Annotated in this window: 16 protein-coding genes; 15 read left to right on the top strand and 1 reads right to left on the bottom strand. The window is 52.1% G+C overall.

Annotation, left to right across the window (positions count from 1 at the left end; translation table 11 throughout):
- Window positions 1–10 precede the first annotated feature (10 nt).
- Both AC0LWM_RS18510 and AC0LWM_RS18505 read left to right on the top strand, forming a co-directional pair.
- Window positions 11–1,279, top strand: coding sequence for an ABC transporter substrate-binding protein (locus AC0LWM_RS18510; RefSeq protein WP_474676468.1), 1,269 nt, complete (start codon window positions 11–13; stop codon window positions 1,277–1,279).
- 12 nt (window positions 1,280–1,291) lie between these two features.
- Window positions 1,292–2,827, top strand: coding sequence for an N-acyl-D-amino-acid deacylase family protein (locus tag AC0LWM_RS18505; RefSeq protein ID WP_474676467.1), 1,536 nt, complete (start codon window positions 1,292–1,294; stop codon window positions 2,825–2,827).
- A 6-nt stretch (window positions 2,828–2,833) separates the two neighbouring features.
- On the opposite strand, the gene AC0LWM_RS18500 is transcribed toward AC0LWM_RS18505, so the two are convergent.
- On the bottom strand, window positions 2,834–3,622 hold the full coding sequence (locus AC0LWM_RS18500; RefSeq protein ID WP_474676466.1) for an IclR family transcriptional regulator: 789 nt from the start codon (window positions 3,620–3,622) through the stop codon (window positions 2,834–2,836).
- Between the two features lie 96 nt (window positions 3,623–3,718).
- Here AC0LWM_RS18500 and AC0LWM_RS18495 point away from each other — a divergent pair, with 96 nt between their 5' ends.
- From AC0LWM_RS18495 to AC0LWM_RS18435, 13 genes are read left to right on the top strand one after another with little or no spacing between them, the layout of a single operon-like run.
- Window positions 3,719–5,008 (top strand): ABC transporter substrate-binding protein, encoded by a 1,290-nt coding sequence (locus AC0LWM_RS18495; protein WP_474676465.1) that lies wholly within the window; start codon window positions 3,719–3,721, stop codon window positions 5,006–5,008.
- A gap of 18 nt (window positions 5,009–5,026) precedes the next feature.
- Window positions 5,027–5,905: a carbohydrate ABC transporter permease gene (locus tag AC0LWM_RS18490; RefSeq protein ID WP_474676464.1), complete on the top strand. Its 879-nt coding sequence runs from the start codon at window positions 5,027–5,029 to the stop codon at window positions 5,903–5,905.
- Window positions 5,905–6,738 (top strand): carbohydrate ABC transporter permease, encoded by an 834-nt coding sequence (locus tag AC0LWM_RS18485; RefSeq protein WP_474676463.1) that lies wholly within the window; start codon window positions 5,905–5,907, stop codon window positions 6,736–6,738. Before AC0LWM_RS18490 ends, AC0LWM_RS18485 begins: the two co-directional genes overlap by 1 nt.
- 24 nt (window positions 6,739–6,762) lie before the next feature.
- Window positions 6,763–7,602: an amidohydrolase family protein gene (locus AC0LWM_RS18480; protein ID WP_474676462.1), complete on the top strand. Its 840-nt coding sequence runs from the start codon at window positions 6,763–6,765 to the stop codon at window positions 7,600–7,602.
- Window positions 7,603–7,620: 18 nt separating this feature from the next.
- The gene (locus AC0LWM_RS18475; RefSeq protein WP_474676461.1) at window positions 7,621–8,391 is read left to right on the top strand and encodes an SDR family NAD(P)-dependent oxidoreductase; all 771 of its coding nucleotides are present in this window, start codon (window positions 7,621–7,623) and stop codon (window positions 8,389–8,391) included.
- Between the two features lie 21 nt (window positions 8,392–8,412).
- The gene (locus tag AC0LWM_RS18470; protein ID WP_474676460.1) at window positions 8,413–9,510 is read left to right on the top strand and encodes an alanine racemase; all 1,098 of its coding nucleotides are present in this window, start codon (window positions 8,413–8,415) and stop codon (window positions 9,508–9,510) included.
- Between the two features lie 23 nt (window positions 9,511–9,533).
- Window positions 9,534–10,001 (top strand): RidA family protein, encoded by a 468-nt coding sequence (locus tag AC0LWM_RS18465; RefSeq protein WP_474676459.1) that lies wholly within the window; start codon window positions 9,534–9,536, stop codon window positions 9,999–10,001.
- A 28-nt stretch (window positions 10,002–10,029) separates the two neighbouring features.
- Window positions 10,030–10,503, top strand: a complete 474-nt coding sequence (locus AC0LWM_RS18460; protein ID WP_474676458.1) for a GNAT family N-acetyltransferase — start codon at window positions 10,030–10,032, stop codon at window positions 10,501–10,503.
- 14 nt (window positions 10,504–10,517) lie between these two features.
- A complete protein-coding gene (locus tag AC0LWM_RS18455) occupies window positions 10,518–11,381 on the top strand; it encodes an SMP-30/gluconolactonase/LRE family protein (RefSeq protein WP_474676457.1) in 864 nt (287 codons plus the stop codon).
- A gap of 26 nt (window positions 11,382–11,407) precedes the next feature.
- On the top strand, window positions 11,408–12,355 hold the full coding sequence (locus AC0LWM_RS18450) for a hypothetical protein (protein ID WP_474676456.1): 948 nt from the start codon (window positions 11,408–11,410) through the stop codon (window positions 12,353–12,355).
- Complete coding sequence (gene gucD, locus AC0LWM_RS18445; RefSeq protein WP_474676455.1) at window positions 12,352–13,818, top strand: alpha-ketoglutaric semialdehyde dehydrogenase GucD; 1,467 nt, start codon at window positions 12,352–12,354, stop codon at window positions 13,816–13,818. Before AC0LWM_RS18450 ends, gucD begins: the two co-directional genes overlap by 4 nt.
- Window positions 13,819–13,857: 39 nt before the next feature.
- Window positions 13,858–15,273, top strand: coding sequence for an NAD-dependent malic enzyme (locus AC0LWM_RS18440; protein WP_474676454.1), 1,416 nt, complete (start codon window positions 13,858–13,860; stop codon window positions 15,271–15,273).
- Between the two features lie 16 nt (window positions 15,274–15,289).
- Window positions 15,290–16,039 carry an SDR family NAD(P)-dependent oxidoreductase gene (locus AC0LWM_RS18435; protein WP_474676453.1) on the top strand — a complete coding sequence of 250 codons (750 nt, stop codon included), beginning with the start codon at window positions 15,290–15,292 and terminating at the stop codon, window positions 16,037–16,039.
- The last annotated feature ends 128 nt before the right edge of the window (window positions 16,040–16,167 follow it).

Genomic DNA, 16,167 nt, shown 5'->3' with positions numbered 1-16,167 from the left:
CATGCAGCCGATGAAATGGAACAAAACGATATTCGTTTGCCTAATCGTCATTCTGTTTTCCAGTCTTGCCGTGGCTTGCTCGAAAGAACAGAAGGAAAAGAGCGGCGAAACAGTCGTATTGTCTCTCTTGTACGCGGAGTCGCTGTTTGGCGATCATCCTGATGAATTATTTAAACAATTCGAAAGCAAATACCCGAATATTAAATTGAAGGTGGAGACGCTGCCGCCGAGCAGTATATTCGAGGCTTTGCGAACGCGAATTTCTACCGGAGAAGTTCCGGATCTGTACCAACTGAATATCGGCCATGTGACAACCGATTTGGCCGATGAGGAAGGTTTAATTTACGACTTGAGCGGCCTGGAGGCGAGCAAAAATTATTCGGACTCGATACGCAGCGCTACTTCGTTCCATGACAAACAGGCGATATTCACGCTCGGAGTCGCTATCCTCGGTTTGCCCTACGATAAGGCCATGCTGGCCGAAGTAGGCTACCGGCAACCGCCAAAAACATGGGATGAATTTATCGACGCAGGCAAAAAGCTGAAAGCCAAGGGCAAAGATTTGCTGGTCTACTCCTCAAAGTGGGAAACCGGGATCGGCAACGTATTTCATTGGACATTCGGGACGCACGCGATCAAGGATGAAGCATTTATACAAGCTTATTTGTCCAACTCGGTAGATTGGAGCAAACCGGAATATCGCGAAATATTGGCGGAGGGTTTTCAGCGTTTCAAGGAATTGAATGACTACGTACGCGTCGGGAGCTTTACGAATGAATATGCGATCGCCCAGCAATCGTTCGTAAACGGAGACAGCGCGGCAACTTTGGGAGGCACTTGGGAAGCGGGCACGCTTCGGAAGCTGAATCCGGAGCTGGATCTCGGTTTCATGAATTTGCCTTACGAGCGGGACGAAAGCAATGCCTATGTTTTTGTGCCGGAAGACGGGATCGCGATCAATGCCAAAGGGAAACACATTGAGGAGTCCAAAACTTTTTTGAACTGGCTGTTCAGCAAAGAGACGTATGCCAAAATCGTCGAATCGAAAGGTTCGTTTTCCGCACAGCCGGGTATCGGCCGACTCGACGATTCGTACAAGGAAGTTCCGAAATGGCTCGAAACGAACCGGCTCGTTCCATTTGCCAATACCGGACCGATCTCCAGTTCGACCTGGATTGCTCTAGGCAATGCGGCACAGGAGTATACTTTCAAAGGCGATCTGGATCAAGCGATAGATAAGTTCATTGTAGAATACAACAGGACGAAGGCGAAAGGATAGGAGAAATGCGCGATGAGGTTCGATATAGTAATTAAGGACGGATTGGTGATCGACGGCACCGGCGGCCCGGGGAAAATCGGCGATATCGGCATCGTCGCGGACCGGATCGAGGCGATAGGCGATCTCAACGGCGCGGAAGCGAAGACGGTTTTGGAGGCTGCAGGTAAGGTCGTTTGTCCGGGATTTATCGACGTTCACGTTCATTCGGAGCTTGCTTTGCTGGGCGGAATCGATCAATATGCTCCGCTCCGGATGGGAGTAACGACACAACTCGCCAGTCCCGACGGATTTTCCTGGGCTCCGATGACCAAGGCGAGACTGCGGGAGCAGAAGGCTTATCTTCATGTATTCTACGACGACGCACTCATTGATGAAAGCGGTGACATGCCGCTCGATCGATATTTGGGCATGTTTCGCGGCAAGCTGCTGTCCAACCTGGCGCTACAGGTTCCGCACGGTTCCATTCGAGTCGAAGTGATGGGATGGGAAGGCGGGACGGCTACGGAGGATGAACTCGTTCAAATGGAGCTTAAGGCCAGAGAATGGATGGAAGCCGGAGCCCTTGCCTTTTGCACCGGATTGGAATATGAACCGATGCGGCAGGCAAACTTGAACGAGCTTGTACGCCTTTCCAAAGTGGCTGCGGAATACGGCGGCATTTACGTAGCCCACCAGCGCGGATATGCCGATCGGGTGAGATTAGGCTGCCGGGAAACGTTTGCGATCGCCGAGCAAGCCGATATCCCCGTGCACATCTCCCATCTTGCCGTGGATGAAGCCGCAGCCGCACAGCTGGAAGAGGCGCATGCCCGGGGAATTGACGTCACCTTCGACATGTATCCTTATCCGGCAGGTTGTACCCATCTGCTGATGGGATTGCCGGAAGCGCTTCAGACCGGTTCTCCCGAGCAGGTGATGGAACGAATCGGCCGGAAGAGCATTCGCCGGGAATACGCCGATCAGCTTGCCCGTGCTTTTCCGCAGGACCGGGTTCGATTTGCCGCTGTCGGTACGGAAGAGCCTTCGGGTTGGGAGGGCAAATCGCTTGGCGAAGTCCAGCGGGAACTCGGCATGGATTTGCCGGATGCGATTTGCGAAATTCTGCTCAGAACAAAGCTTCAAGCGCTTATGGTGTACCATTGGCCGGAAGATCGTTATCCGTGCCTGGAAAGCACGTTCAAGCATAAGAGCCACATGATCGGCACAGATGGCGTTTATGTCGGCCGGAGACCTCATCCGCGGGGGTTCGGCACCTATCCGAAGGTGTTGGGGCAATTCGTACGGGAAGCCAAGTGGATCAGCCTGGAGCAAGCCATTTACAAAATGAGCGGATTCCCTGCCCAAACGTTCCATATTAAAAACAGGGGGGTATTGGCCAGCAATCATTATGCCGATATCGTAATCTTCGATCCTGCGGTAGTCGACGGTCCGGCTACGTTTGACGAACCCCGCCAAACGCCGGTCGGGATGGAAACGGTCATTGTCAATGGCCGTGTGGTCGTAAGCAGAGGAGAGATTCGACAGGGCTTATATGGACGGATCTTATAACTCTTTTCATGATCTTCTGCCGATACCGGTATATCCGAGCTGCCGGGATATGTTCAGCGCCGTCGCTTTCACTTGCTCCCCCAATTCACCGATGGCGGAATCCGGAAGGTCGGCCTTGATTGAAGTGGTGCTGATGGCCGCGATGACTTCAAGATCATGGTTGAAGATCGGAGCGCCGACGCAGCGAATTCCGTATTCGGCATCTTCATCATCGATAGCGAAGCCTGTTTTGCGGATCGTCTCCATCGCAGCTTTGAACTCGGCGATCGAAGTGATCGTATTGTCGGTGTAACGGGGCAAGCCGCTTTCTTCCAATATCGGATCGAGCTTGGATTCCGGCATAAAAGCAGCAATCGCTTTGCCGATCGCCGAAGCGTGTATCGGATTTCGCTGCCCGATATAAGTCGAAAATTTAATGAAGCCTTGTTTGTCCATTTTATCGATATAAACGGCTTCTCCTTTTTCGATAATCGCCAGATGAACGGTAAATCCGCATTGCTCCAGAAGCTGTTGCATATACGGTCTGGCCACGTTGCGAATGTCGAATTTATTGAGCATATTGATGCCGATGGAAATGAATTTCGTCCCCAGTTGGTATTTGCCTTCTTGATTTTTAACGATATAGCTCATTTGATCGAGCTTATTCAAAATAAAAAAAACGCTTGTTTTCGGAATATCGAGTTTTTTGCAAAGCTCCGTTATGCCAAGAGGCTGATCGTGCTGCGCGAGAGCTTCAATAATGGCAAACGCTTTATCGAGAGCCGGCACATTGTATTTTTTCGTCGATTCGCTCATTTGAACTACCTCCATGAAATGATGAAACAATTCTTTCGCAATACAAAACTAACGTTTAATATATAAAATATCAAAAATTCGAGGAGGAATCAATCCATGCGAAAAACAGCCATGCGAAGGAAGGTCGGCAAAGCCATCGCATTATTGCTCGCATCCGTACTCGTCTTGTCCGCATGCTCCCGTGGCGATTCGAAAGACGAAAGCCAAAGCAAATCTGTCACCATTTCGATGATGTTCCAGCAAACGCAATTCGGTGGCGCGCACGAGCAATTTATTAAGGAATTCGAGTCGCAGCATCCCGAGATCAAAGTGAAAATGGAAGTGATTCCGGATGCGGGTTACCCCGGAACGCTGCAAACGAGAATTTCGACAGGAGATTTACCGGACCTCTATCAGTTAAACGTTGGCGCAGACAGTGCAAAAATGGCCAGCGAGGCCGGATACATCTATGATCTGAACGAGCTTCAGGCAAGCAAAAACTTTACCCCGTCGATGAAAGCGGCGTCTGCTTTGGACGGCCGGTTCGCAAGCTTCCCGAATGGGGTAGCCGTATTGGGGTTGCTCTACAACAAAGATTTGCTGAAAGAAGTGGGTTACGCAAGCGCTCCCGCGACCTGGGAGGAGCTCCTCGATGCAGGCAAACAATTAAAAGCGAAAGGCAAAGACCTGCTTGTGTATTCGTCCAAATGGGAAACCGCCACGGCGTATTTGTTTCACTGGGTATTCGGCGATTATGCTTTGAAACAGGCTGATTTCAAAAAAGCTTATTTGGCCAGAACCGTCGATTTCGGCAATGCGGAATATGTGAAAATGCTGGAGGAAGGCTTTAACAAGTTCGATGAGCTGAATGCATATGTGCGGCAAGGCAGCTTTACGAATGAGTATGCGATCGCCCAGCAGTCGTTTGCCAACGGGGAAAGCGCCATGCTTGTCGGCGGAACCTGGGATGCGGTAAGCATCCGCCAGTTGAATCCAAAGTTCGAGCTCGGTTTCATGAACGTACCGTATCGTTCGGGTGATCCGGACAACAGTTTCATCGTCATCCCTGAGGACGGGCTTGCACTCAATGCCAAATCCGACCATGTAAATGAAGCGAAGGTTTTCCTGGAATGGATGTATAGCAAGGAAAATTATGCGAAGCTGAATAAGATTCTCGGGAACATGTCGGGGCAAGAAGGAGTAGGAACGCTGGATCCGGCGTATGCCGACGTTCCGAAGTGGCTGGAGCAAACCGACCGCATCGTACCGTTTGCCAATACGGGCCCGGTATCCAGCACCGCGTTTATCGAGCTTGGCAATGCGGCGCAAAAATATACGTTTGATCACGATTTGAAATCGTCCGTGGATATTTTCGTGAACGAATACAATAAAACGAAAACTCGATGAGGGAAGAGAGGATGCAAATTGCAAAAACGTTTACTTGTGACAGGCATCGTATTTTTGCTTCCCGCTACCGCCTTTGTTCTTATTTTTTTGATCGTGCCGATCCTGCAGTCGTTTTATTATAGCTTGACCGACTGGAGGGGAATTGGCGAATACCGGTTTATCGGGCTGCAAAATTATGCTGACATTCTCGGCGACAAGCTGTTTACCGAATCGTTGAAAAGAACGCTTGGCATCGGAATTTCGGCAGCGCTTCTGAGCAACGTGATCGGGCTCGGCTTCGCGATCATGCTGGATCAGAAATTGAAAACGCAAAAATGGCTCAGAGCGCTGTTTTATATTCCGAATGTAATCCCGATTGTTGTGGCTGCGTTTGTTTGGCGGTATATCCTGGATGCGAATACCGGACTATTGAACAAGTTTTTGTCCGAGCTGTCCGGTGCGCAGGTGAAGTTGCCTTGGATCGATTCGCCGGATTATGTCGTATTTGCCATCATCATGATCACCGTCTGGCAGATGATGGGGCCGATTATTATCGTTTACTTGGCGGCTTTGCAGGGCGTTCCCCACGATTTGATCGAAGCGGCTAAGATCGACGGTGCAAAGCGGGTACAGAACTTCTTTCATATAACGCTGCCGATGATTGCGCCCGGGATCACCGTTAACTTGTTGCTCGGACTCGCGAACGGTTTGAAATTGTTCGATCTTCCTTATGCATTGACCGGAGGAGGACCAGCCAACTCCAGCGAAACGTTATCGATCAAAATATACCGTTATGCGTTTAATTCGGGGCAAATTTCATACGGGATGGCGGCATCCTTTACGCTAACCTTGGTCATTCTTGTCATTACCCTGTTTTTCGTCGGATTCAGCAGCAAGTATGAAAGGGGCGCCAGATGATGACGAACAAAAAAACGGGCATGGTTCTGTACGAAACGGTTGCCATCGTACTCGCGCTCATCGTCTCCATTCCGTTATACCTGATTGCGATCAACACGTTCAAGAGCCATCAGGACATCGTGACTAGGCCGCTTGCGCTGCCTGATTTCTCAGTAGGGTTTGCCAATATCGCCAATGCGTTCGAGCGAATGGACATTATCCGCTCCTACGGCGTGAACTTGACCGTTGCCGCAATGACACTGCTTACCGTCGTGCTCGTATCTTCATTGGCTGCGTATTCGGTTTCGCGCATTCAGCATAAATTCATGAAGTGGATGTACTGGTTTTTCGTATCGGCGATCCTGTTGCCCATCGAGTCCGCGCTTGTTCCCGTCGTATTTATTTTAAAAGATTTGCACCTGCAAAATACGATGATCGGACTGTCGCTCATCTATATTGGCATCTTTACGCCATTTTCGGTTTTTCTGTATTCCGGTTTTGTGCGAGGACTTCCGTTTGATCTGGAAGAATCGGCTTACATGGACGGAAGCGGTCCGACGAATACGTTCTTTCAGATTATTTTCCCGCTGCTCAAGCCGGTAACCGCAACGTTGACGATCATGCTGTTCATCGGAATGTGGAACGATTTGTTATTGCCCCTGGTGCTGCTGAACAGCGCGGATAATCCGACGGTCAGCATCAACCTGTATAAATTTTTCGGCTCCAGAGGACTCGCGGATCTCAGCTTATTATTCGGCGGCATCACCTTGACGCTGCTGCCGACCCTGATCCTGTTCGTCAGCTTCCAGCGCTTTTTCGTCAAAGGATTGGTTGCCGGTGCGATCAAAGGATGATACGTAGAAATGGAGGGAATATCGATGGTATTTGATTGCCATACGCATTTATTCGGCCCCGGTCATGTCGGGGGACCCACGTTCGAAGCACTAAACCGGATTTGGGGCAACGGCAAGGAATTAATCGCGACACCCGAAGATCACTGGCATGAGGCTAAGCGATACGACGGAGCCATCGTGCTTGCGGTAGATGCGCCGGCCACCGGCATTGTCGTGCCGAACGAGTATGTAGCCGAATATGTTGCCAAGCACCCGGGCAAGTTGTTCGGTTTTGCCAGCGTGGACCCGAATAAGGAGAACAGCGATCGTTTGTTGGAAGAGGCGATCGAAGGTTATTCCTTATCGGGATTAAAGCTTGGGCCGATTTATCAAAATTTTTATCCCGGTGACAAGGAGCATTTCCCATTTTATGCCAAGGCAAACGAGCTGAACATCCCGATCTTGTGGCACCAGGGAACGTCCTACGTCCCGGAAGGATATTTGGATGCTTCGCGTCCGGTTGATTTGGACCCGATTGCCAGAGCTTTTCCGGATTTGAAGATGATTATCGCCCATATGGGCCACCCTTGGATCGGAGAATGCGTCGCGATCGTACGGAAAAATAAAAATATGTACATGGATTTATCGACATTGATGGCAAGGCCGTGGCAGTTTTACAATGCGATGGCGACGGCGATGGAATACGGCGTTCTCCATAAAATATTGTTCGGAACCGATTTTCCGCTATTCACGGTACAGCAAACGATCGATTCGCTCCGGAAGGTAAACGATATCGTTGAAGGCACCCGATTGCCTCGGATCCCGGAGAAAGCGATCGAAGAAATCATTCACAGAAACACCCCGGAGTTATTGGGGCTTAAATAAACGAGGAGGCGAACGATCGTGCGCTTGCAGGGGAAAAGAGCGGTCATTACAGGAGGAGCCCGTGGAATCGGCAAAGGAATTGCCCGGCGTTTTGCGGAAGAAGGCGCATCGGTATTCATATTGGATCGAAGTGAAGCGGAGCTTAGCGAAACGTGCAGAGAGCTGTCAGAGTTGTATCCGGGCCGCGTGGGCGGCGATTCGTGCGATGTAAGCGACCTTGGGCAGATGGAGCGAAGCATGGCCAAGGCAATGGCCCGCTGGAACGGGATTGATGTGCTGGTCAACAATGCGGGGATCGCGTTCAGGGAATCGTTTGTCGATATTGCGCCCGATCGCTGGGATCAAGTCATGGACATCAACGTCAGATCGATGTTTTATCTTAGCCAACTCGCTTCAAGGCAGATGATCAGGCAGGGAACCGGCGGAAGCATCGTCAATATGAGCTCCAAAAACGGCGTGATGGGCAGCTCGCAATTATGCCACTACAATGCGTCCAAAGCCGGTGTCGTCTTATTGACGCAGTCGATCGCCGTGGAGCTCGCTTCCTACGGAATCCGGGCCAACTCCGTCGCTCCGGGTTTCATCGAAACCCCGATGGATCGCGAGTTGAAGCTGAAGGAGGGCTTGGACCCGTCCTTTATTTCATCCAGAACGCCGATGGGGCGGATGGGTACGATTGAAGAAGTGGCCAATGTTTTCTTGTTTCTGGCTTCGGAAGAATCGTCCTACGTCACGGGAACGACAATCGTCGTGGACGGCGGCCATCTGGCAAATGCCAGCGAAGTTTAATCATAGCGGAGGGAACAGGACATGAACAGCATCGAGGACGATCTTCGGACGGATACGCCTTATATCGCCATTGATTTGGACATCATGGAGCGGAATATCAGCGATATGGCGAAGCTTGCCGAGAAAGCCAACGTGAAGCTAAGGCCTCACGCCAAAACCCACAAAAGTCCCGATCTGGCAAAGCTTCAGCTGCAATACGGGGCACAGGGGATAACGACGGCCAAACTCGGCGAAGCCGAAGTCATGGTCGAACATGGCATCCGCGATATTCTGATTGCGTATCCGATTGTCGGGAGAAAGAAGCTGGAGCGATTCCACGCGCTTCTGAAGCAAGCGGAGCTGACGGTCGGATTGGACGATATGGCCGTCGCCAAAGGAATATCCGATGTAGGGAGCGATCTGAAGCGGAAGATTCCGGTGTACGTCGATATCGATACCGGTCTTCATCGGATGGGAAGGGGGCCGCTGGAAAGCGTAAGCTACATCGAAGAAATGAGCAAGCTGCCTTTTATTGAAGTAAGAGGCCTGATGAGCCATGCGGGGCTTGCCTATATGAAGGCCACCGAGGAAGAGCGAAGACAAGTGGCTGTCACCGATGCCGAGCTCATGTACGAGACGAAAATAAACCTTGCGAAACGGGGAATCGATATTCCCGAAATCAGCGTAGGGGCTACGGCCACGGCGCGGTTTATTACGGAGACGCCCTATGTGACGGAAATGAGACCGGGCATGTACATTTTTAACGACCGGAATGTCATGGCGGCAGGCGGTGCGACCGAAGCGGACTGTGCGGCAACCGTCGTAGCGACGATTGTGGCGCGGCCCGACAACAACAGGTTCATCATGGACGCAGGCAGCAAAACCCTTTCGCAGGACATGTGCAGGCTCGGGGGCCATGGCCATGTCAAAGGTTATCCGCAGGTAACGGTGAAGGCTTTGTCCGAAGAACACGGCATTCTCGAGGCGAATGGAGAGACGGATTTGCAGGTGGGCAGCGTCATCGAATTGATTCCGAACCATATTTGCCCCGTCATTAACTTGGCGGATGAACTGATCTGCTTTCGCGGAGGAAAATTTATCGAGACCATTTCCGTTTTGGCACGCGGTAAAAACAAATAAAAATAACTTTTTCGGAGGGAACTATGAATCGGGAAAAATATGTGGCGATCCAGCAGCAGCTCGGGTGGAAAACGACGGAGGTCGATTTTTCGACCCGGCCGTACTTAGGCATTCGCGTCATTGGCAATCTTGCGTTTGTTTCCGGCAGTTTGGCATTTTCGGCCGGCGAGCTGCTCTACAAAGGAGTCATCGGCAAAACCATATCGATCGAGGATGCCAAAAAATCGGCGGCCTTATCGGTCATCAATTGCTTGGACTTGATCGATACGAGCATCGGCTTGGAGAAGGTCGAATCGGTCGTGAAACTTACCGGCTATTTGGCTTGCTCGGAGGGAGTCGGAGAACATCCGCTTATTTTGAACGCAGGGAGCGAAGTGTTGCTGGACGTGTTCGGCGAAGCCGGCAAGCATGCCAGGGCGGCTCTTGGCATCCATACACTGCCGCTCGGCGGTTCCGTTGAAGTCGAAATGGTCGTTTCATTAAAACCATAATGGAAAAATAGAAAGGGAGAGTATAAAGATGAATCCAATTCATGAAAACATCGTCATTCGCAAGATCGGAGGAAATGACCCGATTCCTTATGATTTGTTAGTATTGGCCGATCCGAATATCGATCTGGTGAATCAATATATCGGGAGGGGCATCACGTATATCGCGGAAATCGAAAGCCGGACGGTTGGCGTTTATGTGCTCATCGATACCCGGCCCGAAACAATGGAGCTTGTGAACATTGCCGTTGACGAAAGCTTTCATGGGAAAGGCATCGGCAAACGGTTAGTGCTTCATGCCATCGAAACGGCAAAAGCGATGAAGGCGAAGACGCTTGAGATCGGAACCGGCAATTCCAGCCTTCCTCAGCTCGGATTATATCAAAAATGCGGGTTTCGTCTAACCGGCATCGATAGAGACTTTTTTATTCGGCATTACGACGAAGAAATTGTGGAAAACGGCATCCAATGCGTGGACATGGTCCGATTGAGCATCGATTTCTAATGGAGGGTTCAGCCGTGTCCGCAAACCTTGTCGTCGTGACGGAGGTTAGAGCGAAGCTGGGCGAAAGCCCGAGTTGGGACAGCCGCTCGAACCGGCTGTATTGGGTCGATATTACCGGACACCGTCTGCATGTATGGGACCCTAGCACATCCAGAACGCATACGCTGGATGCCGGACAGCTGATTAGCGCGGCCGCTCCGCGACAATCCGGAGGCGCAGCCGTGTTGCTGCAGCATGGATTTTATGCCGTCGACGTAAGCGCGGGGCAGTGGGAGCCGCTTTGTCTGCTCGATCATCGGGACCCGCTCCTACGATTCAATGACGGCAAATGCGACCCTGCGGGCAGATTTTGGGCCGGCACGATGGACGTCCACGCCCGGTACGGGGCAGGTACGCTTTATTGTCTGGACACCGATTTGAAGCTGCACGCCGTGCTGGACCATATTACTTGCTCCAACGGAATAACGTGGAGCCCGGACTACCGGACGATGTACTACATCGATTCGACAACGTACAAGGTGGTTGCGTACGAATACGATCTCGGAACAGGCCATCTTTCCCATCCGACCGATGTTATTCGGGTGCCGGAAAATCTAGGATTGCCGGATGGCATGACTTCCGACCGCGAAGGAATGTTATGGATCGCCCAGTGGGGAGGCGGGCAGGTTTCCCGTTGGAATCCCAGGACAGGCCAGTTGCTGGAAGCAATACGGATCCCGGTGAAGCATGTTACTTCTTGCATATTCGGCGGTGAAGACTTGGATGTGCTTTATATCACGACAGCCGAAGATCAGGATGACAACAATCCGCTGGCGGGCGCGCTTTTCCGTTATCATAGTTCGGTTCAAGGCATGCCATCGTTTCCTTTCAAAGGTTGACCAAATTGCATGAGGAGTGAAGCCTGATGATGAAATCATCTTCGTTTATTGAAAGCTTAGGTTTGCCTGTTCGAGACGGTTATGAATTGCTGCCCTCGAACAAAACATTTGCGGATGGCGCCCAATACCGCATCGAAATTCCTTCGGTGGAGGGGCCGGCCGTCATGGAAGCCGTAATCCGTGAAGCGAATCGATATGGCGTCACGATCAACCGGGTATCTCAAGGCAGCGGGATTATGCTGCAAACCGACGATGAAATACGCAGCATGGCAGCGATGGGGGAAGCGAATCATATCGAGGTTTGCTTGTTTATCGGTCCGCGAATGAGCTTCGATACCGGCGCGCTCGCCCAAACGAGCGGCGGCAAAACATTGGGGTGGAGGCACGGGGGGATGGACCAGGTTCTGTATGCGATGGAGGACGTCTACCGTGCCGTTCACTTGGGCATTCGGAGCTTGCTGATCGCGGATGAGGGGTTGCTGTGGTTGATCGACCAGGCCAAGAAAAAAGGCGAGCTGCCTTCGAACCTGGTCTTGAAAGTATCGGCTTCGATCAGTCCGGCGAACCCGGTCAGCGTGAAAGTGTATAACGATATGGGTGGCACTACCGTGAACATCCCCGGCGATCTGACTTTGCCCCGTATCGCTTCGATTCGCCAGACGGTCGCCTGCCCGCTGGACATGTATATCGAGTCTTCGGATGATATGGGGGGTTCCGTTCGTCATTACGAAATCCCGGATATCGTAAAAATCGCCGCTCCGGTTTATTTGAAATTCGGGCTGCGCAACGCCGCGAGCGTTTATCCTTCGGGAATGCATCTTGAAAATGCCTCCGTAGCCCAATGCAGGGAGAAGGTGCGCCGGGCGTATATCGGATTGGAATTATTGAAGCGATATGACAATACGGTGACCCAAACGGTCGGGATTGCGCCCGATCTGGGCATTCCGGTTCTGAAGGGGGATGTACGAGCATGACCGCGGATAAGCCAATCAAAACGTATCTTAATTATATCAACGGAAGCTGGAAGGAAGCCGCCTGCGGCAAACAAAGCAAAAGCATCAACCCCGCCGACCCCGCGGAAATCGTAGGATTTATTCAGGATTCCGATGCCACGGACGTCCATTTGGCGATGGCATCGGCCAAAGCGGCGAAAGATGCATGGAGGAAAAGCTCAGGTCCCGACCGGGGACGATACTTGTATAAGACCGCCGACATTATGGAGCGAAGATGCGCGGAAATCGCCGAGACGATGACGCGCGAAATGGGCAAGACGCTCGCGGAGGCAACGGGCGAAACGATGCGGGGCATCGCCATCCTGCGTTATTACGCGGGCGAAGGCATGCGCAAAATCGGCGATGTCATTCCCGCTTCCGAAGCGGGCAGCCTCATGTTCACGACACGCGTACCGCTAGGCGTCGTTGGGGTGATCTCGCCGTGGAACTTCCCCGTCGCCATTCCGATCTGGAAAATGGCGCCCGCGCTAGTTTACGGCAATACGGTCGTGTTCAAACCGGCGCAGGAAACGGCCGTAACCGCGGCGTTGATCGTCGAATGCATGGCGGAGGCAGGGTTTCCCGGCGGCGTAGTCAACATGGTGGCCGGAAAGGGGTCGGTTGTCGGTCAGGCGTTGATCGAGCATCCGGACCTGAACGGGATCACGTTTACCGGTTCCAATGAGGTTGGGAAGCAAATCGGGCAATCGGCTTTGGCAAGAGGCGTGAAATACCAGCTGGAAATGGGCGGCAAGAACCCGATCATTATTGCCGAGGATGCAGACCTGGACCTAGCCGTAGAAGCGACCATTTCCGGCGGCTTTCGTTCGACGGGCCAGAAATGCACGGCTACGAGCAGAGTGATCGTCATGAAAGGCGTCTATGAACGTTTCAAAGCGAAATTGCTGGAACGAACAAAAACATTAACGATCGGGAACGGCTTGGAGCAGAAGACATGGATGGGGCCTTGCGCAAGCGAAAATCAGCTTCGGCATGTGAAACGTTATGTTCAGACCGCTTTGGATGAAGGCGCCGAATTAGTATGGGGCGGCAAGTCCCCGGAAGGTCCCGAATATGGCCATGGGTTTTATATTGAACCGACCATCTTCGACCGAGTTACGAAGGACATGACGATCGCGAAGGAAGAGGTGTTTGGTCCCGTGCTTGCGTTAATGAGCGTAAATACGGTGGAAGAAGCGATTGAATTGGCCAATGATACCGAATTCGGCTTAAGCGCCTCCATTTTTACGAAAGATATCGGGAACATGATGGCTTTTATCGCGGACATGGACGCAGGGTTGGTGCGGATCAATGCGGAAACCGCGGGAGTCGAATTGCAAGCTCCGTTCGGCGGCATGAAACAATCAAGTTCTCATTCCAGAGAGCAGGGGCAGGCAGCCATCGAATTTTTTACTTCAATCAAAACCGTCTTTGTCAAAGGGTAGCCTTTGAGCTATTCCATGCACCATGAAGGGAGAAACTTCGTGATACGTTCGATCGCAGCAAATACAAGCATTATCGTACGCTTGGAAATGAATATCGAAACGGCTTCCTTCGGCCAGATCGCCACAGCGATCGGCGATGCGGGGGGTGACATCGTCGCAATTGACGTGACACGGTCCCATAATCCGATGACGACCCGCGATATTACGATTCAAATCGTCGATCCGTCGCTTTCAGAGAAAATCGTTCAAGCGATAGGAAGTGTTCCGGGCGTCCGGGTCATCAATGTTTCGGATCAGACCTTTCTTCTTCATCTCGGCGGAAAAATAGAAATGTCCTCCAAAGTTTCCATCAAAAATCGTAACGACTTGTCTCATGTCTATACACCCGGAGTTGCACGGATTTGTATGGCCATCCATGAAGACCCGGCACGCGCCCATACATTGACGGTCAAACGCAACATGATCGCGGTCGTTTCCGACGGGTCGGCCGTGCTGGGGCTCGGAAATATCGGTCCTTTGGCGGCCATGCCCGTCATGGAAGGGAAGGCGATGTTGTTCAAGCAGTTTGCCGGCGTCGATGCGGTTCCGATTTGCCTGGATACGCAAGATCCCGATGAGATCGTTCGAGCGGTTAAAGCGATGTCCCCCACCTTTGGCGGGATTAACCTCGAAGATATTTCATCTCCGCGGTGTTTCGAGATTGAACAACGACTGGTTGAGGAGCTGGATATTCCCGTCTTTCATGACGATCAGCATGGCACCGCCGTCGTCATTTTGGCCGGATTGTTGAATGCGCTGAAGCTGGTGGGCAAGAGGCTGGAGAAATGCAAAATCGTATTGTGCGGGGTTGGCGCCGCAGGCATCGCCTGTACAAAACTGCTGCTGACCGCAGGCGCCACGAATATAATCGGCGTCGATCGGTGTGGGGTTTTGGTACGGGACAACCATTACGAATTGGAAACATGGAATTGGTATGCCAACCACACCAATCCTTACCGGGTATCGGGGCAGCTGTCCGATGCAATCCGAGGGGCGGATGTATTTATCGGCGTGTCCGGTCCGGGGATATTGAAGGTGAGCGATGTCCAAGCGATGGCCGACGATGCGATCGTTTTTGCAATGGCCAACCCTTCGCCGGAAATCAATCCCGAGGAAGCGTCGCCTTACGTACGCGTTATGGCTACCGGCCGATCCGATTACCCGAACCAGATCAACAACGTGTTGTGCTTTCCGGGTTTTTTCCGCGGCTTGTTGGATTGCAGAGCTTTGCGCGTTACCGAGGAGATGAAGCTTGCCGCCGCTCGGGCTATCGCCGGTGTCGTATCGGAAGAAGAACTGAACGAATACTTCATCATCCCAAGCGTGTTCAATCCGCAAGTCGCCGATCGTGTCAAAGAAGCGGTTATGGAAGCGGCGATCGTTTCCGGCGTAGCGAGACGCCGTAAAGAAAAGTAAGGAAGGGGAGACCGGAATGGCCCGATTGCAAGGAAAAATATGCCTGATTACCGGAGGCGCTTCCGGCATCGGCGCAGGAGTGGCAAAGCGATTCGCTCAAGAGGGGGCGACCGTTATGATCGCCGACATCGATGCTGAAGGCGCTGCGCGGGTGGCCGATGAAATTCGCTCCGCCGGCGGACATGCCGAATCGTTCGTTGTTGACGTCGCCGACGAACGCCAAATCATCGGGTGTTTTGAACAGATCGGCCGATTGTACGGCAGACTGGACGTATTGCAGACGAATACATTTTGGGCCGCGGCCAAAAACACCGAGGAAACAACATTGGCCGAATGGAACCGTTGCATGGACGTTACGCTGACGGCTCCATTCTTATGCAGCAAATATGCGATCCCGCTTATGAGAGCAAACGGTGGCGGATCGATCATCCACACGGCTTCCGTCGGCGGCGTCTTAACGTTTCGCAATCATGTCGCTTATACAGTCGCGAAAGCCGGAGTTATCCATTTGTGCAAATCAATCGCCGTCGATTTTGCAGACGATCGCATCCGCTGCAACGCCATATGCCCAGGCATCATCGATACGCCGGCGACCCGCGCGAACGAGACGGATGAACTGCACCGGATCCGAATGAGCAAAACGTTGGCGGGGCGTTACGGGCAGCCCGAAGATATTGCCGCAGCCGCGACATACCTCGCCAGCGACGAGTCTTCGTTCGTTACAGGGAGCTCGCTCACGGTCGATTCAGGCTGGTCGATTATATAGAAAACGTGATTGGAGCAGCATGCCGCTGATATGCTCCCCTTACGGTAGACAGGTGAAATAATAAAACCTGCTACGGTAAGGGGAGCTTTTTCATGCAAAAACGATCCTATTCGGCTTCTGAGAAACTT

Source organism: Paenibacillus sp. sgz302148 (assembly GCF_056120465.1).
The sequence above is the reverse complement of the archived record's forward strand: the minus strand, read 5'-3'. Positions and strand labels throughout refer to the sequence as shown.